This is a genomic window from Bacillus sp. B15-48 (genome assembly GCF_016879755.1).
Classification (GTDB): domain Bacteria; phylum Bacillota; class Bacilli; order Bacillales; family Cytobacillaceae; genus Mesobacillus_B.
The window spans coordinates 1,018,216-1,044,427 of the sequence record NZ_WOFU01000001.1 but is presented as its reverse complement, the minus strand read 5'-3'; the positions used below and the strand labels follow the sequence as shown (position 1 = coordinate 1,044,427).

Genomic DNA, 26,212 nt, shown 5'->3' with positions numbered 1-26,212 from the left:
AAAAGAATGATCCCTGTGCAATTGAAAAATCATTGGAAAGAACGATTAAAAGAGGAATTCACAAAATCGTATTACATAAAACTAGAAAACTTCCTCAAGGAAGAATATCGGACAAAAACGATCTATCCAGAAAAGGAAGCTATTTTTAATGCGTTAAATTTTACAGATTATCACGATGTAAAAGTAGTTTTGCTCGGTCAAGACCCGTACCACGGCCCGCATCAAGCCCATGGATTAAGTTTTTCTGTGAAACAAGGTGTGAAGATTCCACCATCATTAAGAAATATTTTCAAAGAATTACATGAGGATCTCGGCTGTGAAATCCCGACACATGGTTACTTGAAAAAATGGGCTGATCAAGGTGTTTTGCTGTTAAATACCGTGTTGACTGTTAGAGAGGGAGCCGCGCATTCGCATAAAGGGCAAGGCTGGGAAGAATTCACAGATAGAATCATCTCCCTCCTCAATGAACGTGAAAAACCTGTTATCTTTCTTCTATGGGGAAAGCCCGCACAAGTAAAATTGAAACAAATCAACCAAGAAAAACATATTGTGCTTACTTCCGCTCATCCAAGTCCATTATCGGCGAATCGCGGCTTTTTCGGGAGTAAACCATTTTCGCAAATCAATGCTATTCTTCGCGGAAATGGAGAGAAAGAGATTGATTGGCAGATTGATGAATTCGACATGTTCCACGTGGAACATGTCAAATAAACGGTGATATTTTTGTGGAACAAGGCAATCAAGATGTAAAATCCCGTCAACTAATGTAAAATGAAATCGTAAAATAAGACATCAATTGAAGAGTGGTGATCCCGTGGACATTCCGATTCAAAAACTATTAACAAAAATGGATGCCGAGCTGCAAGCAGCAAAACATGCAAAATCCAATGCAGCAATTAGAGAGAAAATACATGCATTAAAAACGCTGTGTGAATTGGTTTTAGATGAACCCGTTTCCAACAGCGACAGCAAACAGAATCATGGGTTTGATATAAGCAGAGAAGTCCCACGTCAAACCCAATTACTAGGTCAAGCCCAAATACCACGTCAATCGCAAATACCAATACTAATGCAAACACAAATACCGGCCCAATCACCTAATCAAGGAAAGAAGCTGGAAATGGACGATGGAGCAAATGGGGATTCATTATTTGAGTTTTAACAAATTGTTTAAGGGGGAGAGGCGACGATGAAGTTATTTATTATCATTGGCGCAGTGAATGCATTCCTATCTGTAGCGCTAGGAGCATTCGGTGCGCATGGTCTCGAGGGGAAAGTTGAACAAAAGTATTTGGAAACATGGCAAACAGGGGTAACTTATCAAATGTTTCACGCTGTTGGACTGTTAATCATTGGTGTGCTGTTAGGACATTTGCCAGCAAATTCGTTATTAACTTGGTCTGGTTGGCTAATGGTAATTGGTATCATCCTTTTTTCGGGAAGCTTATATGTTTTAACATTAACGAAAATCAGTATTTTAGGGGCAATTACTCCACTCGGCGGTGTATCTTTCCTGATCGCCTGGGTATTATTAATCATTGCTGCCGTTCGCTTTATGTAAATAGAAAAGAGCTCTGCTTCATAAAAGCAGGGCTCTTTTCTTTTGACAATTAACGAGGCGGGTAAGCTGCTAATGGAACCCCCATACCGAACGGATAATCATACTCAATCTCTTCATCAAAAGTAACATAATCGAGATAGACCATTAACAATAAATAACGCATCCCTGTTTGCGGATCACTAAGGATTAAATGGTCCCTTCCAGCAGCTTCAATAATTCCTTTGAAAATCTTTGAATTCCATTCTTGGCTTCCCTCAAAGCTCATATAAACCGTCGCAAGCTTTCCTTTGTTTAAACGCAAAATGTTTTCAATATAGGAAGCCTCGATTGGCAGCATGCCCGGAACTTGGACCCCTGTGCCAGCCATGGAAGGAGCAACGCCAGCAGGGGGGAAGGCTCCTGTCATTGGCATCTGTCCTGCAGGTTTTGTGTATGGATAAGCATGCTGTGGACCAGTTTGCGGCTGTGCTGCAAAAGGTGTATAGGCCTGTGGCTGCATGTGGTAATTATAATATGGGTGATTGTTTTGACTCATCCTTTTCCCTCCTAAAAGATAATAAAAGACTTAAAAAGACAATCTAAGGAAGTCTAACTATTTCAACTTTATGAGGGAATGGAGATTTTATGACAAAAAGTATGTACATGCACGAGGATCTGAAAGGTTTTTACTAAAAAAAGCTGCCTCATATTTGAAATGAGACAGCTTCATCTTTTAATTCACTTGTAAGAAAGAGGCAACGCGTTCTTCGTTTAATAGATTTCCGACGAAGAAAGAACCGAACTCTCCATAACGTGCGCTCACTTCATCAAAACGCATTTCATAAACGAGCTTTTTAAATTGGAGCACATCATCGGCAAATAAAGTAACGCCCCACTCATAATCATCAAAACCGACAGACCCAGTGATGATTTGTTTCACCTTGCCAGCATATTGGCGACCAATCATGCCGTGGCTGTACATAAGCTTTTTGCGGTCTTCCATCGGAAGCATGTACCAGTTATCATTTCCTTGGCGACGCTTGTCCATCGGATAGAAGCAAATATGGCTAGCTTTTGGAAGTTTAGGGTACAGGCGCGCACGAATTTGTGGGTTTTGATAAGGGTCTTCGCCGTCACCTAAATAATTGCTTAACTCAACGACAGAAACATATGAATGAGCCGGAACTGTGTATTCAGCCAGCTTTGATTTGTTGAATTCAGTTTCGATTTCATTTAGTTCTTCCATTGTTGGACGTAGAAACATCATCATAAAATCGGCTTTCTGACCGACGATTGTGTAGAGAGCGTGACTGCCGTTATCTTCATTTTGTGCGCCATTCCATTTTTCAACAAGTCCTAAAAACTCTTGAATAGCTGCTTGACGCTCGTCGCTAGGTGTCATTTTCCAAGTCGTCCAGTCGATTGTACGGAAATCATGTAAACAATACCAGCCATCTAGTGTTTGTGCTGCTTCAACCATTAATCTCACTCCTATATGTCATGAATTTACATCAACTATTACTATACCATAGTTTCCCCATTCATCCTTTATTTAACACTTTGGATAGATTTATAATAATTAGCAAATAGTAAAAAAGGCTAGAACGCCATTTTTAAAATTCTAAAATTAAAGACTTCTTGTCGATTAAGGGAATAATCTTGAATTTCCCCATTGGTAAAGTATGCTAAGGAAGTAGTAGATAAAGGAGGATTATTAATAAATGAGTGATTTATTTACTGGCTTAAAAGAAAAGTTAAGTGGCAAAAATAAGCGCATCGTTCTTCCAGAAGGATTGGATGAAAGAATTTTAAAAGCGGCTGGAAAACTGGCTGAAGATAGAGTGCTCGTTCCGATTTTAGTCGGCAATCAAGATGAAATCCAAGCGAAGGCAAGTGAGTTAGGAGTAACACTAGGTTCTGTTGAAATTTATGATCCACATACATATGAAAACATGGACGAGCTCGTTGCTTCCTTTGTAGAAAGACGGAAAGGAAAAGCGACAGAAGAGCAGGCTCGCCAAATTTTATTGGATGAAAACTACTTTGGAACGATGCTCGTTCATACGAATCGTGCGGATGGACTTGTGAGTGGTGCGGCTCACTCTACTGCGGATACGGTGAGACCGGCGTTGCAAATCATTAAGACGAAAGCAGGAGTGAGCAAAACGTCTGGTGTCTTCATTATGGTTCGTGACGAGGAAAAATATGTGTTTGCTGACTGTGCAATCAATATTGCTCCTGACAGTAATGATCTTGCGGAAATCGCGATTGAAAGCGCAAAAACGGCAGAAATGTTTGATATTGAGCCGCGCGTGGCGATGTTAAGCTTCTCTACGAAAGGCTCTGCGGTTTCACCGGAAACAGAAAAGGTAACGGCAGCGGTCAAAGAAGCGCAAAAACGTGCTCCACAGCTTGTGCTTGATGGCGAGTTCCAATTTGATGCAGCCTTTGTTCCATCTGTTGCTGAAAAGAAAGCACCAGGTTCAGTTATTAAGGGCGACGCCAATGTCTTTGTCTTCCCAAGCTTAGAGGCAGGAAATATTGGCTATAAAATTGCCCAAAGACTTGGTAACTTTGATGCTGTTGGGCCAATTCTTCAAGGCTTAAATCGCCCGGTTAACGATCTGTCCCGCGGCTGCAGCGATGATGATGTATATAAACTATCAATAATCACAGCAGTGCAGGCTTTATCCTAACCAAAATTAGTACATCACTTGTTTTAGTGGTGTGCTTTTTTATTTGTCAGCTGGCCTCCAAGGGGTTCGTCGTGGAAATAATCTTGGTACATGTTTTTTATATTGTAGATAATCTTCCCCAAACCTCTTCGTGAGGCGAGGCTCTTCACCAAAGATAAAATACAGATAGTTAACGGTTATAAAAAGAATAAACCATAACAGAATTGGCAACGAGCCAAACGCAATTGCTTCCCCAAGTAAGATGCATGCGACCCCGCTAATCATTGGGTTGCGGCTATATTGGTATGGACCACTGACGACCAATTTTTTCGGGGGATCCCACGGCGCTAACGTTCCCTTTCCTCTGGTGGCAAAATGTTTAACAGTAATCACTACGAGCAGAAGCCCTGATAGGATAAAAATCGCCCCTAATGCGATAAGTACGGCGCCAAGCTTCTGTTGGAAGAAGAATAATAACAGTGCCGGAATAATGATAGTTACATTGAATGGTAAAATCAAGACCGAAATCAGATGGGATAATAGCGATGATTGTTTCTGTTTTTTCATCAAGAACACACCTCCCAATGTTGATTCAATTATAGCGGAATTAACCATCAGTGGTATGGTATAATATTTCAATCAAAGTCGGTTTAAAGGAGAGTTACTATGGAAGAGGCGCGGAGATTATTACAGCATGATCGCTGGCGTTGGATCGATCAGTCGGCATTAGGGCCCCAATTTCACGCGCTGCAATCATTTGCGACCGATGATACGCTATGTGAGTCGGTTGGTTCAGGAAAATCGTCTGCAGTGGCAAGGTCTTGGGTCCATCACGATACAATTGTACTGGGAATTCAAGATACAAAACTTCCTTTTTTAGAGGAAGGGATTGAGTTTTTAGAAGCGCAAGGCTATCAATATATTGTCCGCAATTCTGGCGGATTAGCGGTCGTTCTTGATGAGGGTGTGCTTAATCTTTCACTCATCTTGCCAGAAAGGGATCAGGGAATCGATATTAACCGTGGCTATGATGCGATGTGGTTTTTAATTCAGCAATTATTTGCTGATTTTAAAATGGAAATTGAAGCGCGTGAAATCATCGGATCTTATTGTCCTGGTAGTTATGATTTAAGTATTAACGGCAAGAAGTTTGCTGGAATTTCTCAGCGCCGCCTAAAAAAAGGCGTGGCGGTTCAAATCTATCTTTGTGTGACTGGCAGCGGCAGTAAACGTGCGGAAACCATTCAGCAATTTTATGAGCGCAGCAAACAAGGGATGGCAACGAAGCTTGTATATCCAGAGGTGAAGCCCGAAGTAATGGCTTCTTTATCAGAACTGCTAGGCCAACCGTTGACTGTGCAGGATGTGCAGTTACGCTTGCTAACTTACTTGAATCATTCTAGTGAGGAAATTTTGTCGGGACAGCTAATGCCGGAAGAGTTCGAGGTTTTTCATCGCTATTATGAGCGAATCATTGAGCGAAATGAGAAATTTCTAAACAAGTAAAACAGGCCATGTAAAGGGAACGGGTTCGGTTTTGAAGTACAACAACATCCGAATCAACATTGCTTTTAGTATAGTTATTCACACTAGAATGAAAAAGCAATTTGGCAAGTAAATCAGCAAAGAAAAATGCTTGGAGACATTATTATGCTCCAAGCATTTTTTATACTAAGATAAGCACCCGGTTAAGTGATTTCCAAATCTCCAAGAATCGGCAGGAAATTTATCCATCTACAAAACAAACTAAGGTTTTGAAAGCGATGCTCTACCACAACCATTAAAGAGCGAATCCTCACGAACCCAGAAGAGGGATTCAGTTTGGTCTTATAAATAAACGGAGAGTTTCCTCTTATTGAGGAAATAGCAAGAAAAATAGATGAAATAGACGGAAAGATTCCGCCTATTTCATCGAAAAACATGAAAATGGACCATTTTGCTTTGCTTAAGCGGAAAATCTCCGCTTATTTCCCCCGAACCGAGCTCTATTCTGCAGTTTAGACGGAAAACCTCCGCTTATTTAAACTAACACTGGTTAGTCGCCCCTGGGCAAGGCGCTTCCGCTTTAGTTTCGTCCAGCTCCAGCGCCTAGGGGCTCGAGGTCATAAGCCAATCCGCCGTGAAGGTTAAAGGGCAACCTTCTCGTCGGCTCGTCTTATGCTAGTCGCCCCTGAGCAAGGCGCTTCCGCTTTTGGGTTACTCTGCGACTTTTTCGAGGTTTCCGTTTCGGTCCATTTTAAATTTTGTTGGGCGCTCTTCTTCTTCATCGAAGAGGACGAGCTTGCGTGCACGGTTCATGATTTTCATCAGCGTCTCGTAATCTTCTTGCATCGTATTGGCATTTTCTTCAAGTTTCTTAATCTTCGCTTTTAATTCATCATTTTCTTTTCTTAAGCCGACGATTTCACGCATTAATCTCTCATTCTCGCTCTTGTAAATGTCGGCGTGGAAATTCGTGTTATTCATGTTTTGTAAATATGCAATCACGTGACCGAGCGTTATGCCACCAATTGGTTGTTGAGTCAGTGGTGGAACAACAGGTTGTTGAGTCCGTGTTGGAACCACAGGTTGTCGAGTCTGTGATGGAATCGGTGGTTGTTGAACGGACGGCTGATGTGATGTGGCCGTTTCCTGATTTTCTGTTTCTTCGGTTTCCGGTGATGTAGTATCGTTTGTTTCCTGTTCATATGATGTAGTATCTATCGTTTCCTGTTCTGATGATTCTGATTCGCTACCTTCTGAATCTTGTAAAAGCATCGATTCTTGTAATTGTTGTATCCCATCTAAACCATAAGTATCCTGCATTTGCAGTGTGTCTAACGTGAGTTCAGCAGACATTTCCGTCTGTTGAATACCAAGTTCATCTAGTGATGGAACAGGTGGCGAATAGAGAAGCTTCTTCTTTCCACCTTGGTCTTTTCCAAGAATTCTTTGGCGTTGCTTTCGCTGCTTTTTCGCGAGCTGCAATGCCTTTTCATAACGATGGCGAACAACTGCGTTCCATCTGAAGCCACAAGCGGCTGATGTTCGATCGAGCTTGTCACCTACCTCTTCAAAAGCATTCAACTGCGTACTGCCTTCTCTAACATGTCTCAATACAGTTTCAGCTAGCAATAAATCATTTTCTTCTGTCCATGCGTCCTGACGAGTTTTCACTTTTTTTTCAACTCCCTTAAAAAATCCTTGACAAATTAAGTAAAATCTAGTTTTAGGATGTCCGATTTTTACAAGGTTTATACATTCCTGATTGAAAGGATAGTAGATTTTTCCCTTTTTTATAGTAGGAAGTCGTTTTTAGTTGGTGTGATCGGCATAAAGTGGAGCAAACTGTGAACTTGCATTCGTTATGGATAAGCTGTAAAATACCCTTTAGTGTTTGGTAACGGACAGAATGGAAGATTCATTTTACTATAGAAAGGGTTGTCAACAATGGCAAACGAATTTCGTGTTTGCGACGATTGTCAGGCCGTAAACTTAAAGACACTTATTCCTCGTTTAAAGGAAAAAGATCCTGATGCGAAAATAGAGATAGGCTGTCAATCTTATTGCGGTCCAGGGCGAAAAAAGACGTTTGCGTTCGTAAATAATCGTCCGGTTGCGGCATTAACTGAGGATGAGTTAATGGAAAAAATCGATAAGAAATTAAAATAAGTCATCTTAAATAGGTGACTTTTATTTTTTTACTATGAATATGAAAAAAAACAGTTTTGCTGAAAGATGGGATGATTTGTCGCGGGAAACATTCTATAATAGGGATATGTTAATGAGGAAGAAGGGAAAGAATGGACTATTCGGCTGAGAAATTGCATGAAGAAAAAGTGTTTAAAGACCCTGTTCACCGCTATATCCATGTAAGGGATCGCGTGATTTGGGACTTAATTGGAACGAAGGAATTCCAAAGGTTGCGGCGAATTAAGCAACTAGGCACGACATTTTTGACTTTTCACGGTGCGGAACATAGTCGATTCAATCACTCGTTAGGTGTCTATGAAATTGTGCGCAGAATTGTTGATACCGTTTTTATTGGACGAGCAGAGTGGGATCAAGAGGAACGACTATTAAGTCTTTGTGCGGCGCTTTTGCATGATTTAGGTCACGGCCCATTTTCCCATTCCTTTGAAAAAGTATTTGAACTGGATCATGAAGATTTTACGAAGGCGATTATCCTTGGTGATACAGAAGTGAATCAGGTGCTGTCACGAGTTGGAGCTGATTTCCCGAAAAAGGTTGCTGAGGTGATCGATAAGACGTATGAAAACAAACTCGTCGTCAGCCTCATTTCAAGCCAAATTGATGCCGATCGCATGGATTATTTGCAGCGAGATGCGTATTATACAGGTGTTAGCTACGGTCATTTTGATATGGAGCGGATTTTACGCGTGATGCGGCCGCGTGAAGACCAAGTTGTGTTTAAGCAAAGCGGCATGCATGCGGTGGAAGACTATATTATGAGTCGATATCAAATGTATTGGCAAGTGTATTTTCATCCGGTGACAAGGAGTGCGGAAGTCATTTTGACGAAAATTCTTCACCGGGCGAAAGAGCTTTATGAGCAACGCTATTCTTTTAAACATATGCCAGCACATTTTTATTCATTTTTTAGTGAGCGTGTGACGTTAAATGATTATATAAAATTGGATGAAGGAACAGTCCTTTATTATTTTCAAATTTGGCAGGAAGAAGAGGATGAGATTTTAAGAGATCTATGCGCTCGCTTCCTCAATCGCAATCTTTTTAAATATGTCGAATTTGATCCTGCAAAGGAATATAAAAAACTTGCCACGCTTTCACAATTATTTACTAAAGCAGGAATAAACCCTGAATATTATCTCGTCGTCGATTCATCTTCTGATTTGCCCTATGATTTTTATCGTCCCGGTGAGGAAGAGGAGCGATTACCTATTCATTTATTAATGGGGAGCGACGAGCTTCGCGAACTGTCACGGGAATCTGATATTGTCGATGCGATTTCTGGGAAACGTCGAACAGATCATAAATTATATTACCCAGCAGACCTAGTGGGAGGCAATAAAGAAATTTTAGAGCTTCTTGAATCGAAAAACAGGAGTTGACTCGTTTTGTTAAAAGATCATGCAAAAATCATCCAAGCAATTGCCCTTTCCGGTGAAGTGATTGGACGGAAAAAGCTGCAGAAAATGATTTATATTGCGAAGAAGATGAATTTTCCTTTTCAGGAAAGGTTTCAGTTTCATTTTTATGGACCGTATTCTGAGGAGCTGACGCTAAGGGTCGAAGAGCTGTGCAATATGGGTTTTTTGAATGAAGTGAGGGAAAAAAAGGGCGGCTATTATCAGTATCGCTATACACTGACGGAAGCGGGCGAGGAGTTTCTAAGTATGAATCAAGTGGAGATGCCGCAGCTTCACGATTGTTTAATGAATATTAATACGCAGAATGCTAGATTCCTTGAGCTTGTTTCAACGATACTCTTTTTTGATACTCTTTCAAAGGATGAGGTCATTGAGAAAGTGCGGACTGTGAAGAAAAGCCAAAAGTACAGTGATGAAGAATTGGAAAATGCCTTTTTATATATTGGAAAGTTAAAAACAGGTGCCAGACAATGAGAGATTGTCTGGCTTTCTTCTCGCTGGTGGTTGGTAAAATCTGTCTTTTGTAGAGTAAAGTGGTGTTTTTGTAGAGTAAACGGCTGAAACCGTAGAGTAAGGTGGTCATTACGTAGAGTATATGGGTAAAACCGTAGAGTATATGGATGGAACTGTAGAGTAGATGGGTAGGACGAACAAAAATTGGGGAAAACCGTAGAGGATCGAACAAAAAACTGGATAAACCGTATAGGGACGAACAAAAACGGGGCAAGCCGTAGAGCAAATGACGGAATCGAACAAAAAACCATAAAAAAGGGTGCGCTGCTGGCACCCGGTTAACCTTCCTTGCATTATTGATCGCTGAGACGTTTTCCGCCAACTCCGTAGTGATCCTTGCTCATTTCTTCAATGAACACGACAACATTTTCTTTCGGGGCACCAGTTGTTTCAGCAACCGCATCGGTTACTTTCTCAACGAGTGCTTTCTTTTGATCGTCGCTGCGTCCTGGCAGCATTTTTACTGTTACATATGGCATGGGTGTATCCCTCCTTAAAATCGCTCTTTCTTGAGTTTTCCATATTTGAAGGAAATGTGCAAGTCATAAAAGAATAAGGTATACTGTTATCAATAAGATCAAAAGGGGACAAAAAAGTGGGGCTTGCCTATTCATTCGACCAATTTATTTATGTGGCGATTACGTTAATTATTGCTTTCACGCTCCATGAATTTGCACATGCGTTTGTCGCCTATAAATTTGGCGATCATACGGCAGCAAGGCAAGGAAGGTTAACGCTCAATCCGCTCAAGCATCTCGATCCATTCGGGACGATTCTCATTTTTATTGCTGGGTTTGGCTGGGCAAGACCTGTACCGGTCAATCGCTTTTTCTTTAAAAATCCGCGGTTTGCTGGTATCCTTGTTTCGGTTGCAGGACCATTAAGCAACTTTTTGCTTGTCATTCTCGGCTATATCATCTTGTACGGAATGCTTGCATTTGGGGTAGGGGTAACACCAACAATCCTTGAGTTTTTCAATGTTTTTATTTGGTTGAATATGGTGTTATTTATTTTCAACTTATTGCCAGTTCCGCCGCTTGATGGCTATCGGATTATTGAGGATTTGGCTCCTGCTGATGTTCGCGCCCGGCTTACACAGTATGAAAAATACGGCATCATAATTTTTCTTATTCTTGTAATTACGCCACTTAGTTCTTATACGATTGCACCGATTTTCCATACGGTGATTCCGTTTGTATTAGGTGGGTTAAATGAATTTTTTATACAATTGCTTCGATAGGAGGATCTCTTTTTATGGAAGAAAAAAAGAAGAAAAACATTGGTTTTAACATTATAAAAACAGACCCGCTCGATGGACATAAAGGGTTTGGCAAAGGAAGCTTAAGTTTGGATAATGTCTCTCCAGTAATTGTTGATGTGGAAGCAGGAGAGGCTGAAGTAGACATTGGTGCATTGCATGCGCGTAGTGTCGTTGAAAAAGGTATTAAGTTTTTGCCGAATCGTGAAGAAGTACCAGATGCAAAGTTATATTGGCTTGTGTGGGTAACGATTGACCGCAGCGAAGAAGGGCCATACTATGCAGGGGTAACCGCATGTGAAATGACGGTGAACCGCGAAATTCGCCGCGGTTATAAATCATTGCCAGAACATGTCAATCGTCTTGATAAATCAATCAAACGTCACATCATCGTTGACCATATGGATGACAAGTCGAAGCAAATTTTAGCGACCTACCTGGAAGGCCATGATGCGGGTATGTGGGGGCGTTCGCCGGAACAGTTGAAGAAGGGTTTATCGCAGATTAACGGGCAGTAATTCCCTACTTCAAGACTTTGCTTTGAGGACCAATAAAGGATAAGTTGGGTAAATGCCCGATTGGCGAGATAAGATTTTTCTTTGGGCTTCAGCCCGAAAGAATTATCAATCAGGCTCCGCGTGACTAACCATTAGATCAGAGGGGGATGAAGAAAATCCCCTCTGATGGAAGTTTCGCTTTATTGGGATAATTATCCTAAAAAATACTTGCCTTCAAGTTGGAGAAAATGTAAACTAAAAACGACATGGACACACGTCAGACTAGGACGTAAAAAACCGCGAAGCCGTTTGGCTCGCGGTTTTTTACTAGAAAAGAAAGTATAAATTTCAGAAGTTAGAACTGACTAGCTCCAGCGCCTAGGGGCTCGAGGTCATAAGTCAATCCGCCGTGAAGGTTAAAGAGCAACCTTCTCGTCGGCTTGCCTTATGCTTGTCGCCCCTGAGCAAGGCGCTTGCGCTTTTTTACCTTCCAAAGATTCGTTTATACCATGGTTTCTTTTCCTGTCGTTGTTCATGCTTTTCCTCTTTAGGCGCTTCGTCGTCATCGAGGTGCTCGATACAGTATTCCAGTGGCTCAGTTCCTGCTTTGAAGTAGGTGAGGCGCTGGACTGGACAGCTTTCAGTCGCGAGTTTTCCGTTATCGGGATTCACATAAACACCCACGGTGCCGTCGGGTGCAGCAAATGATTCCACAGGTTCGTCTTGAAGCGATGTTTCCATAAAATCAAACCAGATATCTTTGCTATACACTTTTTCGGTGGTAAGACTGATCGTTTTCCCTTTATCATAGCCAGTCCAGACAGACGCGACAAGTTGCGGGGTATAGCCAATCATCCAGCTGTCCGTATTCGTTGATCCTGATTTTCCTGCATATGGACGGCTCAGCTCATCGGCCATCGTAATCCCTGTAACCGCAGAATAGCCGTTAAGTTTCGGATCGAACATGCCGGTCATCATATGGCTCATGACGGAAGCAAGCTCTGGCTGCAAAACTTGTCTTTCTTTTTCCTCATGCTCATAAATGACCTCGCCATTATGATTTTCGACGCGCTCAATAAAGACCGGCTCAACCCATTTCCCACCATTGGCAAGCATGCTGTAGGCGGAAGTTAATTCAACGACTCTAACCCCAGATGTACCGAGAGCGAGCGATGGAACTTGCGTCATTTTCGTCGTTAAGCCAAAGATTTTTGCCGTCTCAACGAGCGTTCTCTCGCCGAGGAATAAATGCGTTTTCACAGCGTAAACATTATCGGATAAGGCCAACGCCTGCGCCATCGTAATTTCATCGTTTGCATATTTATTATTAAAATTATGCGGTGTATACTCAGAGATCCCGTCATCAAAGCGAAATGTCGTCAGCTCACTTTTCATCGTCGTCGATGGGGTAAACCCATGTTCAAGCGCAGCATAATATAAGAGTGGCTTAATGGTTGAACCGGGCTGACGTACAGCTTGAATGGCACGGTTAAACGGGCTTTCCTGATAATTTCTTCCGCCAATCATCGCAGTCACATGGCCATTCTCAGGATTCATCGCTACAAAGGCCGTTTGAATTTCTGAGTCGTCGGCAATCGTGTTGGCAATGATTTCCTCAGCGATTTTTTGCTGCTCTAAATTGAGCGTCGTGATGATCTTTAATCCACCAAGGGCAATCGTCCGTTCATCGAGATTTAACTCGTATTTAAGCTCGTTTTGAACGGCGTCGAGAAAATACGGAGCGTGACCAAGTTCTCCTGATGGATGCTTGCCGACATAACGCAATCGCTCGCGCGTAGCCCTTGCTGCTTCTTCCTCATCAATATAGCCTTTCGTCGTCATCGCTGTTAGAATTGTAGCTTGGCGATTTTCTGCCTTTTCCTCATTCGCCAATGGCGAGTAAAGACTTGGTCCTTTCGGAATCCCCGCAAGCATCGCGGCTTCTGCAAGCGATAGCTCTTTCGCATCTTTTCCAAAATAGAACTGGCTGGCCGCTTGCACACCATAGGCGCCATTTCCGTAATAAATCGTATTTAAATAGCCTTCAAGAATTTCATTTTTTGAATAATTCATTTCCAGGCGAATCGTATAAAAAGCTTCCGTCAGCTTTCGCTTCCACGTTTTATCGTGTTCAAGATATAGATTTCGGGCATATTGCTGGGTAATCGTGCTTGCTCCTTGTACCTTTGCCATCGCTTTTATATCAGCAATTGCGGCTCCAGCAATCCGTTTAAAATCAAAGCCATGATGGGCGTAAAATTGACGGTCTTCAATTGAAATCGTCGCTTTAACGAGATGCGGAGAAATATCTTTTAGTGGCACCCAATACCGTTTTTGACCATTATGACTTTCCCCAATAACGGTTCCGTCGGCCGACATAATAATCGTTGACTGTGGGACAGAAAGTTGCGGTGGGCCGAGCAGTTTCGCATATCCAATCACCGAAAAATAACAAAGTAAAAATAAGGCCGTGACAATCATCCCAATGAAAAGGAGTGCTCGGAAAACCTTCAATGTTTTTCTAAACCGCTGATCTGTCATGATTTCCATCGCAAACATCCCCCCTTTTTTTTAAAAAGCAAAGTATAATCTGTAATAATTTTTAAAAAGCCTATTAACCATTATGAAATGATTTTTTAAGATTTAAACATTAATATCTATAAAAACAACAAACAATCATAAAAAAATCTTGCATTTTCAGGAGATTGAACTATACTTTTTCTGTTGTTTCTATGTTTTTAACAGACAACTTAGGGAAACATAAATTCATACGATGACTAATTTATGTCGAAAGGAATGAACCGTATGGGTGGTCTGTGGTTTACCGAAAAACAAACGGATAGCTTTGGCATTACGATGAAAGTGAATCGGACGTTACATACAGAAAAAACAGATTTTCAACAGCTAGAGATGGTCGACACCGAAGAGTGGGGCAGAATGCTTTTGCTTGACGGAATGGTGATGACGTCTGTTAAAGATGAATTCGTTTATCATGAAATGGTCGCACATGTTCCGTTATTTACCCATACAAACCCGAAAAATGTGCTAGTTGTCGGTGGCGGCGATGGCGGGGTCATTCGCGAAGTATTAAAGCATCCGCAAGTGGAAAAGGCGACCCTAGTTGATATTGACGGCAAAGTGATTGAGTATTCAAAGAAATTTTTACCGGAAATTGCCGGGAAGTTAGACGACCCGCGTGTCGATGTCCAAGTAGGCGATGGCTTCATGCATATTGCCGAAAGCGAAAATGCGTATGACGTCATTTTGGTCGATTCCACGGAGCCTGTTGGTCCAGCAGTGAATTTATTTACGAAAGGATTTTATGCGGGGATTGCGAAAGCGTTAAAGGAAGATGGCCTGTTCGTGGCGCAGTCGGACAATCCGTGGTTTAAAGCCGATTTGATTCGCAATGTACAAAAAGACGTAAAAGAGATTTTCCCGATTACCCGTCTGTATGTCGCTAATATCCCTACGTATCCTAGTGGCCTTTGGGCGTTTACAATCGGTTCAAAAAAATATGACCCGTTGGCAGTAAGTGATGAGCGCTTCCATGAAATAGACACGAAGTATTACACGAAAGAGCTGCATAAAGCATGTTTCGTGCTGCCGAAGTTTGTTCAAGATTTACTTTTATAAATAAATGAGATGGTTTTGTTGAGGAGGGGAAATGTATGCGTTTTGATGAAGCGTATTCTGGCAATGTATTTATCGGTACGAACGCCGATTTTAATGAAAGTAATGTGGTCCTTTACGGGATGCCGATGGACTGGACGGTGAGCTACCGTCCAGGCTCGCGGTTTGGCCCGGCAAGAATTCGTGAAGTGTCAGTCGGACTTGAGGAGTACAGTCCGTATCTTGATCGCGAATTGCACGAACTAAAGTATTTTGATGCCGGAGACATCCCGCTTCCATTTGGAAACCCGCAAAAGAGCCTTGATTTAATTGAAGACTTTGTCAGCAAGCTGCTTACTGAAGGGAAATTTCCGCTTGGAATGGGCGGAGAGCATCTCGTTTCCTGGCCGGTCATGAAGGCATTCGCGGCGAAATATAAAGATTTAGCGATTATTCATATGGATGCTCATACTGACTTGCGTGAGGATTATGAAGGGGAGCCGCTGTCCCATTCGACACCGATTCGAAAAATTGCTGAACATATTGGTCCGGAAAATGTGTTTTCCTTTGGAATTCGCTCCGGGATGAAGGAAGAATTCGACTGGGCGAAACAGGTCGGCATGCATATATCAAAATTTGAAGTGCTTGAGCCGTTAAAAGAGATGCTTCCGAAGCTTGCCGGACGCCCGGTATACGTGACGATTGACATCGATGTTCTCGACCCAGCCCATGCACCTGGTACAGGAACAGTCGATGCCGGGGGAATTACCTCGAAAGAGCTGCTCGCCTCGATTCATGCGATTGCTCGCTCCGAAATAAATGTCGTTGGTGCCGATTTAGTAGAAGTTGCCCCAATTTATGATCATTCAGAACAGACAGCAAATACCGCGAGCAAGCTGATTCGTGAAATGATGCTCGGGTTTGTGAAATAATCATCTAGGAAGAGCTGACCGTTTGCGTCAGCTCTTTTACTATTTAGCTTGCGAAACTTGGAATGAAAATGGCTGTTTTGGTCAAACTTAACTTGTTGTCCGTTTGGAAGTTCTTGCGATTTTTACATACAATATTTATACTTGAAGATTATAATAGAGTTATTAAAGCAGTGAGGATGTGTTGCTTGTGTCTGCCGTGAAGATAACGGTGAATACGGCCGTCGATGGGGAAGTATATGAATTGGTGACTTTTGGCCAATATTATCAAAAAGGGGCGAGCAAGTATCTTCAATATGAAGAGAGCATCCCTGAGGGAACGATTCGCACGACCGTCAAGTTGAATAACGAAGAAGTGCTCATCCTTCGCAAAGGAGCCGTCGATATGAGGCTTCATTTAGTCTTAAATAAAAAAACACCGGGAACCTATCATACGCCGCTTGGGCTGCTCATGACTGAAGCGGATACGAAGCAAATCGAAATCGCCGAGGGACGGGTAAAAGTCCGTTACGATTTGACGATTCAAGGTTCTCATGCAGGTACATATGAGATGAACATTAATTACCGGACTGACCAGGAGGTACAGGAATGAATGTCGTTGAACAGGTGCAAACGAAACTGAAAGAAGAAATTAAGGCGGCCGTTTTAAAAGCCGGTCTCGCAGAAGAAGCGCAAATCCCTGATGTCGTTCTTGAGCTGCCAAAGGAAAAGGCACATGGCGATTACGCAACAAATATGGCGATGCAGCTTGCCCGCATTGCGAAAAAGCCGCCACGGAAAATCGCCGAAGAGCTTGTCGAGCAATTCGATAAAGGCAAAGCATCGATTGAAAAAATTGAAATCGCTGGGCCAGGATTTATTAATTTTTATATGAATAATCGTTATTTAACCGATTTAATTCCAACGATTTTACAAGCAGGCGAGCGTTATGGTGAATCGGCAATCGGCAATGGCCAGAAAGTTCAAGTCGAGTTTGTTTCAGCAAATCCGACGGGCGATCTCCATCTCGGTCATGCCCGCGGCGCTGCAGTTGGTGATTCGCTCTGCAAGGTGCTCGCAAAAGCAGGCTATGATGTCAGCCGTGAATATTATATTAATGACGCCGGCAATCAAATTAACAATCTTGCCTTATCGGTGGAAGCGCGTTACTTCCAAGCGCTTGGGGTTGAAAAAGAAATGCCTGCGGATGGCTATCATGGTGCCGATATTATCGGAATTGGCAAGCGCTTGGTAGAAGAACATGGCGATAAATTTGTCGAAATCGATGAAAAAGAACGTTTTGAAACGTTCCGTGATTACGGCTTAAAATATGAAATGGAAAAGCTTAAGCAAGATTTAGAGAGCTTCCGCGTCGGATTTGATGTGTGGTACTCTGAAACGTCGCTTTACGAGAATGGAAAAATCGATGAAGCGCTCGCCGTTTTAAAGGAAAAAGGCCATATTTATGATGAAGATGGGGCGACATGGTTCCGCTCAACGCCATTTGGCGATGACAAAGACCGAGTGTTAATTAAGCAGGATGGCTCCTACACGTATTTGCTGCCAGATATTGCTTACCATAAAGATAAGCTTGAGCGTGGATTTGAAAAGCTAATTAATATTTGGGGTGCGGACCATCATGGCTATATCCCAAGAATGCGTGCGGCGATTCAGGCGCTTGGCTATGACGAGGATACGCTTGAAGTCGAAATCATTCAGCTTGTGCATTTATATAAAAATGGCGAGAAAATGAAGATGAGCAAACGGACGGGGAAAGCGGTAACGATGCGTGACTTAATCGATGAGGTCGGCCTCGATGCGACACGTTACTTCTTTGCGATGAGAAGTTCGGATACACATATGGATTTTGACCTTGATTTGGCTGTCTCGCAATCAAATGACAACCCGGTCTATTATGCCCAATATGCGCATGCGCGGATTTGCAGCATTTTGCGTCAAGCAGAAGAAGCCGGCCTCACTGTTTCTGATCGTGCCGACCTTAGTCTAGTTGGTGCTGAAAAGGAAGTCGATTTGCTGAAGAAACTGGGCGAATTCCCGCAAGCAGTTGCTGAGGCAGCGGAAAAACGCGTGCCGCATCGTGTGCCGAATTATATATTTGAACTGGCATCCACCTTCCACAGCTTCTACAACGCGGAAAAGGTGTTAGATCTAGAGGAAAAAGAACGCACTGCGGCACGTTTAAGTTTAATAAAATCAGTCCAAATCACGCTGCAAAATGCTTTGGATTTAATCGGGGTATCAGCTCCGGAAAAAATGTAATAGTTGGATAAGTACTAGCGGTAAAACCGTTTCGTGTTGTTATCGCTAGTACTAGCAAGATAATTTGGACTTAAAAGATGAATTGGTCATAATTAGGCTTGTGTTTATTGCTAGTACAGGGATTAACGGTGATAATTGGGCTGGTTTATTGTAGTACAGGGATTAACGGTGATAATTGGGCTGGTTTATTGCTAGTACGTGGATTAACGGTGATAATTGGGCTGGTTTATTGTAGTACAGGGATTAACGGTGATAATTGGGCTGGTTTATTGCTAGTACGTGGATTAACGGTGATAATTGGACTGGTTTATTGCTAGTACAGGGATTAACGGTGATAATTGGACTGGTTTATTACTAGTACTCGGATTAACGCAATTTTTAGCCGATTTATATTGCTAGTACTGGGATTAAAGCGGCCTTCTGACCTTCTTTTAATGCCAGTACTGGGATTAAAAGCATATTTTACAGTGTTTTATTACGAGTACTAGCAATATATCAACGAAATTTGTTGTTTTTAATGCTAGTACTTGGATTAAAAAACGCGTTACCAGCATTATCGCTCAAAAAGTCCATGGATTTCTTCGGTCAAATGTTCATAGAAGGACATTTGACCTTTTTTATTTTCATAAAATCAACATCTCGTAAGTACTTTTAAAAACAGATTCCATGGATAAGATAGCTAGTATTATTTTGCGATAATGGTAAGTTTAGTATGATTAATAGAAACGGATTTTTTTAAAGACAATACATGCAAAGAATTAGGTGAAATAATGAAGACAATCACTGAGGAAATAAAACAAGATAATTATAAAGTTTTTGCGTTATTAAGCAAATATTTGAATGATGCCCCTGACTTCATTGAGAAGGAGGAGGTTGATGAGCTTGTCGAAAGCGGCGTTTCTTATGAATATGCGTTTGCTTTGTTATTAGCTGCTGCGTTCGGTCTTGATATTGTGGATAATGTTGAGGATAAGGAATTTTTCAATCATTATTTTACAAAAATGATCCATAAACTTGATGTAAATGAATATGCGAATAACCCGTATTATCAGCAGATTCACATTCCTACAGTGAAAATAGGCGATAGTGAACTAAAATATGAAAAGTTTAAAGCTTATGAGGGATTTGTTTGTAACGATATTATTCAAACAAAACAGCGGAGACAAATTCCGCAAATCGGCTTTTTTCAACAAGAATTTAAGTTTCCGGCGATTTTAGAAAAGGAAAGAATTTGGATGACGATTACTCCAAATGAAATTGAAACGATGCGAGAGCCAGTTGAACAAGCTGTTGGGAACGTTCTTACCTTTGGGTTAGGACTTGGTTATTATGCGTATATGGTTTCGGAAAAAGAGAGTGTTGAAAGTGTTACAATTGTTGATAACAATCAAGAAATCATCGATTTATTTCAACAATATATTTTGCCACAATTTAAAAATAAACAAAAAGTGACGGTCATTAAAGCAGATGCGTTTAAGTATGCCGAAACGGATATGGCTCATGGCAAATACGATTTTGTGTTTACTGATTTATGGCATGATGTTTCCGATGGAATTGAAATGTATTTAAAAATGAAAACGTATGAAAAACAATGTCCTGATACGGTGTTTACCTATTGGATTGAAAAATCGATTTTATGCTATTTATAACCGATTTTTGCATCTCCGCCTCGATATGATATCGAGGTTTTTTGCTAGTAGCAGCAGGGCAACTACGACTTAGGGGCTCGTCAATTTTAAGTTTGAAAGTTTGAATTGCGGACTTCTTGTACGGTATCGTATACACGAGGAGTGATTTTATGAATGAAACAATAAATGGATTAAAAGATCATCGGTCTGTACGGGAATTTGATTCCGAAAAAGAAGTAAGTGAAGTGCAGGTGAAAGCAATCGTCGAGGCGGCGATGGCGGCACCCAATTGGATCAATGGTCAACAGGTGAGCATCATTGAAGTCAGAGATTCGGACAAGAAAGCGACAATTGCGAAAGCGGCTGGCAACCAAAGGTGGATTGAAGAAGCACCTGTATTCCTACTGTTTTGCCTCGATTTTCATCGTGCAAAGCTAGCGGCTGAAAAAAACGGTGCATCATTGCAAGTTGTTGAAGATTTGGAGTCGGTTATTGTCGGATCAACAGATGTTGGAATTGCTCTCGGAACCGCGGTGGTTGCTGCGGAATCAATGGGATTTGGGACGGTGCCGATTGGGGGAATAAGAAAAAATCCGCAAGTTCTTATCGAGATGTTGAATCTACCGGAGTATGTATTCCCAGTTTCAGGGCTTGTTGTCGGTAACCCAAGGGCGATTCCTGAGCAAAAACCGCGGTTGCCTCTTCAGGCTACTTTTCATAAAGAACAGTATAACGCGGAAGTTCAAAAAGAGCTGATTGATGAATATGATGAGACAGTTTCATCGTATATGGCTGAAAGAACGCAAGGGGAAGATGCAAGTAACTGGTCAAGGAAAGTTGCTCGTTTTTATGATACAGGTATCGATTCGTATAAAAAACATACAAGTTCAACGTTAAAGCAGCAAGGGTTTCTTAAAAGAGACTAATTAAGAGTTAACTTACTGTCGAGCTAGGAACAAATTAAAAACGAAAGAAAACACGATTTATGGGGCTGATAATAGGCCCTTTTTTTTATGCAATTTTTCAATTGAATTTTTGATTACTGATTTAGCCACCGGCGTGAAGGGAAAAAGCGCGAAGAGTAGGTTTATTTAGTTTAAATAATGGGAAACATTGGGTAATGGATAGTAAGGGAGGGTTGAGAAATGATATTTTCTGAGACAGAAGCGATTTTTACTCGAACGAAAGAAGCATTATTGGAGTTTATGGCAATTATTACGCCAATTATTGAAAATGCCAAAGACGACCATGAACGTCTATATTGGCATCATATTTACGAAGAAGAAGAACATCGTTCAGATCGCTTAGATGTACTGTTGCCAAAAATTCAAGCGGTTTTAAACAATGAAAGGGATATAGCCAATAACAAGTTTGAATTTGTTCATCTCTTGCAAGATATAAGCCTAGAGAAATTCGGTTTACATAATTTTTTGGAACATCTCGATTTATCGCTTTTCCAGTTCAAAGAAACAGAGCATGAAGGGAAAATTCAATCATTACGTGACTTAACTTACGATGATTATCAGCAAATGAAAGGGATTCTCGAAAGATTGAATCAAGAGTTCCAAGTAGGACAAGAATTTCATATGTCCATTCCGACCGATGAAAAGGATGGAAAAGCCGCAAGTTTAAAAATAGATGCCTATACAGACCATCAAGTGAAGGATTCTTCAACAACGTCAGACCATTTTTTTAGAAAAAAATTAACTGTTGGTAGTTTGAAACAAACATAGGAAATAGGGAGAAGTGATAATTATGGATAAGTCGATTCAATTTTCCGAGTCTTTTCTCTCGAGAGAGGAATGGCATGAGCTTGACCAAACGGTTTTTGAAAGTGTAAAAAGGCAGCTAGTCGGGAGAAGGTTTATTGATATTTACGGCCCTCTAGGTGAGGGAGTACAATCAGTAACAAATGATATTTATGAAAACCCTGAACAAGGTTCCTTAAGTTTTCACGGTGAGGAGCTTGGGATTTCTGTTCCTACGAGAAGAATCAATTTGACGATTCCGCTATTATACAGAGATTTTATGTTATATTGGCGCGATATTCAGCAAGCGAAAACGATAGGCAGCCCGATTGATTTCTCCGCTTCAGCGAACGCGGCGCAGCAATGTGCCTTACTTGAGGATGATTTGATTTTTAACGGTTCAAAGGAATTTGATATACAAGGGATTATGAATGTTAAAGGGAAAATATCCCATATTCGCAGCGATTGGATGGAATCAGGCAATGCATTTAGCGATGTCGTTGAAGCGAGAAATAAATTGCTTAGAATGAGTCATACTGGACCGTATGCGCTCGTCCTGTCACCTGAATTGTATGCGCTAATTCACCGAGTCCATCAAGGAACGCATGTGCTTGAGATTGAGCATATTCGTGAGCTGATGACAGCGGGTATTTATCAATCGCCAATGATTAAGAGCGGTACAGGGGTGGTCCTTGATGCCGGAAAACAAAACATTGATTTAGCGATTGCAAGTGACTTTGATACTGTTTTCTTAGATCAAGATAATATGAATTTTTATTTCCGTGTCTATGAAACGGTTGTTCCGAGAATAAAGCGCCCAACAGCGATATGTACTTTAGAAGATGATTCGGAATAATAACGAAAACTCGATGATTGGCAAGCGCTTAGGACGAAGACAAAGGCGTAGTTGCGTTAGGAAAGGCAAATTCGGAAAATTTATATAGTCCAATTAGCTAGTAAAAAAACAGCAGGGTAGGCGACCTGCTGTTTTTAAAAATTCAAGTTTTCGATGATCCAGCTCCAGCGCTTTTTTTCAAGCAATGGAGTGGATTTTCTTGGTTGAATAAATGATGTTGGTGTTAACTTCATTTTTAGCGGCAGTCAGACTAATATCTTCAATCATCATTCTCGCCTCTTCAAGGAAAATAGGGTTGATGCTATCTTGGTTGACTTTAAATAATTTCTTTAAGTATTTCACTTTTTCCTTAGTTTTGAAACTTTTATATGCTTGATTCTTTAATTCATAGATTTTTTTATGCCGTGGTTCTTCCATAAGACTAAGTTCAGAGATATTGACAATCATGTTTTGCTGATCTTCAGTCATAAATCCAATTGAATAAATGGACGAACCGAATAAATCAATATGAGTGATAACGGCATTCCGATAAACTTCGCCCGTACGAAGACGTAAAGTTTTCACTTCGGTTGCACCGCCAATTTTACGTTCATTTTTGAGTAGTTTAAAAATATCATTAAGCCCATTAATTTGATATGCCATGTTTTCATCTCCTCTTTTTAACGATTAAGGAATCATCCGCGCCATTGAGAATAATTTTCATTATCATTATTATACAAAGGGAAACACCGTAGGGCAATAGGGGGCTTGTGACAAAATATTGAAATTGGGGGTCAGACCCCCGCTCAAGTAAAGCGTTACCGCAATGGGGGTCAGACACCGAAGGAAGGTGAACAGATGAAAAAATTAACAATTGGTTCGTTAAAGTATGGAGTGACAAATAAACACGTATTCATTCAGCCACCTGAAGCTTCCGAAAGACAAGCAATCAGCGAAACAAAACGGACGGTAAAAGTGGAACAAAAACAACAGGCTTTTCATGTAGAGGTGATGAGAGGGCATTCAATTTTAGCTGCGGCCCTAGAGCAAAAGATTCCATTGAAATATAGCTGTAATAAAGGCGTATGTGGGAAGTGTAAGGTAAAAGTATTAGCTGGAGATTCACATCTTCACCCACCTAATCATCTCGAAGAGGAAAAATTAAATGAACAGATCCAAAGTCATTACCGTCTTGCTTGTCAAGCGGTGGCGAAATGACTTTTTAGGGGACCCGCGCCTGTGGGTAAACTGTTACCGCAATGGGGGTTTGTTATGGAAAAAATTAGGGAAACGGCAGAACCGTCCCCCTGTTTCGCTAACACTCCAAAACTCCGCCGGTGATGCGTTTGATGCCACGGATTTTACTTAGATTTTCGATCAAGGCCAAGGCGGCTTGGTCTTTTCGTTTTGCTTCAATCATAAAATCGACATCTTCGCCGAGTTCACGGACGATCTTGATGAGTGGTTTAACAAATTCAACATCAACATAATCGGCATGGGCACGATAGGCGCTTTCCGACTTTGGGGACGAAAGATGGATTTTTGGGCGCATGCCGATTCGCTTCCATGTAGAGAAGCAGGCAGGAAGCAGCTCCTCAAGCGGCATTTCACAAGGATTGGCCATGTGATGATGGTAATCAAACACGAACGGTATCTCCTCTTTTTGACAAGTCCGCCATGTTTCCTCAGCATCATATGTTTTATCGTCGTTTTCCAATGTCATCCGATGTTTAATCGCCAGCGGCAGCTTTTGTAAATTTTTATGAAAGCGAACCAATGTCTCTGGCTTATTTCCGTAGGCGCCGCCAATATGAATATTGATGACCGCATCGTTTTCTAACCCCATTGCTTCAAGCATCTCGTAATGATAGCTCATATCGATGACGGCATTGTCGGAGACTTCGGGTCTTGTCGATGTAAAAAGTGTATATTGATTTGGGTGAAAGCTTGTCCGCAACCCCTTTGCTTTGGCGAGGTTTCCGATTCGCCGCCATTCATCTACAAACGGAGTAACAAAGTCCCAGCGCACCTCTGGATGGGTCGCGAGTGGGACGATGGAACTAGAAAACCGATACAATGGAAGTTGATGAGCAAGATTATAATGAATCATTCGTTCTGTACTTTCAAGATTGAGGCGTGTTATGGTCAAAAGCTTTTCCATCCGCTCCGCTTTTGGTAATTGGCGATAGCGGGTGAAGGTCATCGTTCGTGATGGGGAGGCTTCCCATAAGGAAATCGCCGTTGAAACATAACCGAAGCGGATGAACATGGTAAACTCCTTTCCACATAAGAACCTTATAAAAAATAGGAGACCGTCTGTGCGGCTCGTTCTTTTAAACTCCTGAACGGATTGAAGCGGTTCAAATCTCTTAGGGCAACTGGACGTGAATCTTGCAAGTCTTGATGCAAAATCGTCTGCACCCGTTCAATGAACTCACGATTAAAAATTAAACAATTTAGCTCAAAATTTAAGAACATGCTGCGTTTATCAAAATTGGCAGTGCCGAGGTCGCAAAATTTATCGTCGATGACAAGGACTTTTGCATGATAAAAGCCTTTTTTATACTGATAGACGGAGGCCCCTTTTTTAATGAGCTTGCGCAAATACGTATATGAAGCTTCCTTCACGAGGATATGGTCGGCCTTAAAGGGGACGAGAATGGTAATTGATATGCCACGATCAAGTGCAGAAAGCAGTCGGTTAAAAACTTTTTCACTCGGAATAAAATACGGGGTACCGATGAATATCGAACGTTCGGCCACCGAAAGTAATTCATCTAAAATTGCCTCTAATTGTTTACCTTCTGACGGAACAAATTGATGACGGGTTTCTCCTTGTTGTAAGGAAGGAAAATATTGTTGGTTATGCAGCAAATTGACTTTTGTGGCGCGTTCCCAATCTAAAAGGAATTTTTTCTGTAAATCCTGTATGCCTTCGCCAGTCAGCTTTAGATGGTAATCACGCCATGGATTTAACTTTTTATCTTGATCGACGTATTCATTGCCGACATTATATCCGCCCGCATAGCCAATTTTGCCATCGATGACAGTAATTTTGCGGTGGTTTCTAATTTGCGAGTTGTAAAATAAAAACGGAAACTTTGGAACTTGGCTGTACGAGAATTCGATACCGTGCGCTTTTAACTTTTTAATGTTTTTTCGTGAGATGCTGCAGCCAACCCAATCAACAAGCAGGCGAACTTCGACGCCTTCCTTCGCTTTTTCTTTTAAAATCGCGAGGAATTTATGACTGATTTCATCATTTTTAACGATATAAAACAGGATATGAATATGCTCTTTTGCTTTTCTCAACTCGGCAAAATAATCTTCAAACAGTTCCGGTCCGTGTGTGAAGATGCCAAGCTGACTCTTTCTTACAGGAAAATACGTTTTATTCACCTTAGCAAGATGAAGTCTTCTTCCAATGGTAAAGTCGAGTGCCAGCAATAGGGTGATGCCAATTAAAATGACTAGTATCCAAAATGCAATCTCCACAGCAATCCGGCTCCTTTATTTAAAGTTTTACAAGGAAATGCAGGGTTTTTATTATTGTTACCGAAAAGACAATATATATGACCGTAAGACAACAAGGAAAGAAATAGTA

At 41.4% G+C, this 26,212-nt stretch carries 29 protein-coding genes; 20 read left to right on the top strand and 9 right to left on the bottom strand.

Translation table 11 applies throughout. The features are described from left to right. The first annotated feature begins 6 nt into the window (after positions 1-6). The 3 genes from GNT69_RS04755 to GNT69_RS04745 all read left to right on the top strand — a co-directional run bounded on the left by GNT69_RS04755 (position 7) and on the right by GNT69_RS04745 (position 1,564). Positions 7-714: a uracil-DNA glycosylase gene (locus tag GNT69_RS04755; protein ID WP_239094013.1), complete on the top strand. Its 708-nt coding sequence runs from the start codon at positions 7-9 to the stop codon at positions 712-714. A gap of 103 nt (positions 715-817) precedes the next feature. Continuing rightward, positions 818-1,165, top strand: a complete 348-nt coding sequence (locus GNT69_RS04750; RefSeq protein WP_203553782.1) for a DUF5327 family protein — start codon at positions 818-820, stop codon at positions 1,163-1,165. 27 nt (positions 1,166-1,192) lie between these two features. Continuing rightward, positions 1,193-1,564, top strand: a complete 372-nt coding sequence (locus GNT69_RS04745) for a DUF423 domain-containing protein (RefSeq protein WP_203553781.1) — start codon at positions 1,193-1,195, stop codon at positions 1,562-1,564. A 49-nt stretch (positions 1,565-1,613) separates the two neighbouring features. Here GNT69_RS04745 and gerQ read toward each other — a convergent pair whose 3' ends face one another. Both gerQ and hemQ read right to left on the bottom strand, forming a co-directional pair. Continuing rightward, the gene (gene gerQ, locus GNT69_RS04740) at positions 1,614-2,099 is read right to left on the bottom strand and encodes a spore coat protein GerQ (protein WP_239094012.1); all 486 of its coding nucleotides are present in this window, start codon (positions 2,097-2,099) and stop codon (positions 1,614-1,616) included. A gap of 177 nt (positions 2,100-2,276) precedes the next feature. Next, positions 2,277-3,023 (bottom strand): hydrogen peroxide-dependent heme synthase, encoded by a 747-nt coding sequence (hemQ, locus tag GNT69_RS04735; protein WP_203553780.1) that lies wholly within the window; start codon positions 3,021-3,023, stop codon positions 2,277-2,279. 241 nt (positions 3,024-3,264) lie between these two features. On the opposite strand from hemQ, the gene pta reads away from it, so the two are divergent. Then, positions 3,265-4,239, top strand: a complete 975-nt coding sequence (gene pta, locus GNT69_RS04730; protein WP_203553779.1) for a phosphate acetyltransferase — start codon at positions 3,265-3,267, stop codon at positions 4,237-4,239. Positions 4,240-4,278: 39 nt separating this feature from the next. Here the strand turns inward: pta and GNT69_RS04725 are convergent, their stop codons facing one another. Next, positions 4,279-4,785, bottom strand: coding sequence for a methyltransferase family protein (locus GNT69_RS04725; RefSeq protein WP_203553778.1), 507 nt, complete (start codon positions 4,783-4,785; stop codon positions 4,279-4,281). Between the two features lie 99 nt (positions 4,786-4,884). Between GNT69_RS04725 and lipL the strand changes: the two genes are divergently transcribed. Continuing rightward, positions 4,885-5,724 carry an octanoyl-[GcvH]:protein N-octanoyltransferase gene (lipL, locus tag GNT69_RS04720; protein WP_203553777.1) on the top strand — a complete coding sequence of 280 codons (840 nt, stop codon included), beginning with the start codon at positions 4,885-4,887 and terminating at the stop codon, positions 5,722-5,724. A gap of 690 nt (positions 5,725-6,414) precedes the next feature. On the opposite strand, the gene GNT69_RS26005 is transcribed toward lipL, so the two are convergent. Then, complete coding sequence (locus tag GNT69_RS26005) at positions 6,415-7,410, bottom strand: RsfA family transcriptional regulator (RefSeq protein ID WP_481747601.1); 996 nt, start codon at positions 7,408-7,410, stop codon at positions 6,415-6,417. Positions 7,411-7,647: 237 nt separating this feature from the next. Here GNT69_RS26005 and GNT69_RS04710 point away from each other — a divergent pair, with 237 nt between their 5' ends. The 3 genes from GNT69_RS04710 (at position 7,648) to GNT69_RS04700 (ending at position 9,803) form a co-directional block, all read left to right on the top strand. Beyond that, positions 7,648-7,869 (top strand): YuzB family protein, encoded by a 222-nt coding sequence (locus tag GNT69_RS04710; protein ID WP_203553775.1) that lies wholly within the window; start codon positions 7,648-7,650, stop codon positions 7,867-7,869. Positions 7,870-8,000: 131 nt separating this feature from the next. Continuing rightward, positions 8,001-9,290 carry an HD domain-containing protein gene (locus GNT69_RS04705; RefSeq protein WP_203553774.1) on the top strand — a complete coding sequence of 430 codons (1,290 nt, stop codon included), beginning with the start codon at positions 8,001-8,003 and terminating at the stop codon, positions 9,288-9,290. Between the two features lie 6 nt (positions 9,291-9,296). Further along, positions 9,297-9,803: a YwgA family protein gene (locus GNT69_RS04700; RefSeq protein WP_203553773.1), complete on the top strand. Its 507-nt coding sequence runs from the start codon at positions 9,297-9,299 to the stop codon at positions 9,801-9,803. A gap of 332 nt (positions 9,804-10,135) precedes the next feature. Here the strand turns inward: GNT69_RS04700 and GNT69_RS04695 are convergent, their stop codons facing one another. Continuing rightward, complete coding sequence (locus GNT69_RS04695; RefSeq protein WP_343206463.1) at positions 10,136-10,342, bottom strand: 2-hydroxymuconate tautomerase; 207 nt, start codon at positions 10,340-10,342, stop codon at positions 10,136-10,138. 95 nt (positions 10,343-10,437) lie between these two features. Between GNT69_RS04695 and GNT69_RS04690 the strand changes: the two genes are divergently transcribed. Continuing rightward, positions 10,438-11,082: a site-2 protease family protein gene (locus tag GNT69_RS04690; protein WP_203553771.1), complete on the top strand. Its 645-nt coding sequence runs from the start codon at positions 10,438-10,440 to the stop codon at positions 11,080-11,082. Between the two features lie 14 nt (positions 11,083-11,096). Then, positions 11,097-11,618, top strand: a complete 522-nt coding sequence (locus GNT69_RS04685; protein ID WP_203553770.1) for a YwhD family protein — start codon at positions 11,097-11,099, stop codon at positions 11,616-11,618. Positions 11,619-12,080: 462 nt separating this feature from the next. Here the strand turns inward: GNT69_RS04685 and GNT69_RS04680 are convergent, their stop codons facing one another. After that, positions 12,081-14,147 carry a transglycosylase domain-containing protein gene (locus tag GNT69_RS04680; RefSeq protein ID WP_203553769.1) on the bottom strand — a complete coding sequence of 689 codons (2,067 nt, stop codon included), beginning with the start codon at positions 14,145-14,147 and terminating at the stop codon, positions 12,081-12,083. Positions 14,148-14,402: 255 nt separating this feature from the next. Between GNT69_RS04680 and speE the strand changes: the two genes are divergently transcribed. The 9 genes from speE (at position 14,403) to GNT69_RS04635 (ending at position 22,629) form a co-directional block, all read left to right on the top strand. Beyond that, entirely contained in the window at positions 14,403-15,233 is an 831-nt protein-coding gene (gene speE, locus GNT69_RS04675; RefSeq protein ID WP_203553768.1) for a spermidine synthase, read from the top strand. A gap of 35 nt (positions 15,234-15,268) precedes the next feature. Then, positions 15,269-16,141 (top strand): agmatinase, encoded by an 873-nt coding sequence (gene speB, locus GNT69_RS04670; RefSeq protein WP_203553767.1) that lies wholly within the window; start codon positions 15,269-15,271, stop codon positions 16,139-16,141. A gap of 187 nt (positions 16,142-16,328) precedes the next feature. Further along, complete coding sequence (locus GNT69_RS04665) at positions 16,329-16,730, top strand: YwiB family protein (protein ID WP_343206453.1); 402 nt, start codon at positions 16,329-16,331, stop codon at positions 16,728-16,730. Then, a complete protein-coding gene (gene argS, locus GNT69_RS04660; RefSeq protein ID WP_203553765.1) occupies positions 16,727-18,397 on the top strand; it encodes an arginine--tRNA ligase in 1,671 nt (556 codons plus the stop codon). Before GNT69_RS04665 ends, argS begins: the two co-directional genes overlap by 4 nt. A 128-nt stretch (positions 18,398-18,525) precedes the next feature. Further along, positions 18,526-18,714, top strand: a complete 189-nt coding sequence (locus GNT69_RS04655) for a hypothetical protein (protein ID WP_203553764.1) — start codon at positions 18,526-18,528, stop codon at positions 18,712-18,714. A 453-nt stretch (positions 18,715-19,167) separates the two neighbouring features. After that, positions 19,168-20,046 carry a spermine/spermidine synthase domain-containing protein gene (locus GNT69_RS04650; RefSeq protein ID WP_239094011.1) on the top strand — a complete coding sequence of 293 codons (879 nt, stop codon included), beginning with the start codon at positions 19,168-19,170 and terminating at the stop codon, positions 20,044-20,046. Between the two features lie 149 nt (positions 20,047-20,195). Next, entirely contained in the window at positions 20,196-20,951 is a 756-nt protein-coding gene (locus GNT69_RS04645) for an NADPH-dependent oxidoreductase (RefSeq protein ID WP_203553763.1), read from the top strand. A 219-nt stretch (positions 20,952-21,170) separates the two neighbouring features. Beyond that, complete coding sequence (locus GNT69_RS04640) at positions 21,171-21,758, top strand: IMEF encapsulin system ferritin-like cargo protein (protein ID WP_203553762.1); 588 nt, start codon at positions 21,171-21,173, stop codon at positions 21,756-21,758. A 22-nt stretch (positions 21,759-21,780) separates the two neighbouring features. Then, on the top strand, positions 21,781-22,629 hold the full coding sequence (locus GNT69_RS04635) for a family 1 encapsulin nanocompartment shell protein (RefSeq protein ID WP_203553761.1): 849 nt from the start codon (positions 21,781-21,783) through the stop codon (positions 22,627-22,629). A 177-nt stretch (positions 22,630-22,806) separates the two neighbouring features. Here the strand turns inward: GNT69_RS04635 and GNT69_RS04630 are convergent, their stop codons facing one another. Further along, a complete protein-coding gene (locus tag GNT69_RS04630) occupies positions 22,807-23,271 on the bottom strand; it encodes a hypothetical protein (protein WP_203553760.1) in 465 nt (154 codons plus the stop codon). Between the two features lie 195 nt (positions 23,272-23,466). On the opposite strand from GNT69_RS04630, the gene GNT69_RS04625 reads away from it, so the two are divergent. Then, entirely contained in the window at positions 23,467-23,826 is a 360-nt protein-coding gene (locus GNT69_RS04625) for a 2Fe-2S iron-sulfur cluster-binding protein (RefSeq protein ID WP_203553759.1), read from the top strand. A 97-nt stretch (positions 23,827-23,923) separates the two neighbouring features. On the opposite strand, the gene uvsE is transcribed toward GNT69_RS04625, so the two are convergent. Both uvsE and cls read right to left on the bottom strand, forming a co-directional pair. Continuing rightward, positions 23,924-24,877 (bottom strand): UV DNA damage repair endonuclease UvsE, encoded by a 954-nt coding sequence (uvsE, locus tag GNT69_RS04620; RefSeq protein WP_203553758.1) that lies wholly within the window; start codon positions 24,875-24,877, stop codon positions 23,924-23,926. A 26-nt stretch (positions 24,878-24,903) separates the two neighbouring features. Continuing rightward, positions 24,904-26,103, bottom strand: coding sequence for a cardiolipin synthase (gene cls / locus GNT69_RS04615; RefSeq protein ID WP_343206452.1), 1,200 nt, complete (start codon positions 26,101-26,103; stop codon positions 24,904-24,906). Positions 26,104-26,212 lie beyond the last annotated feature (109 nt).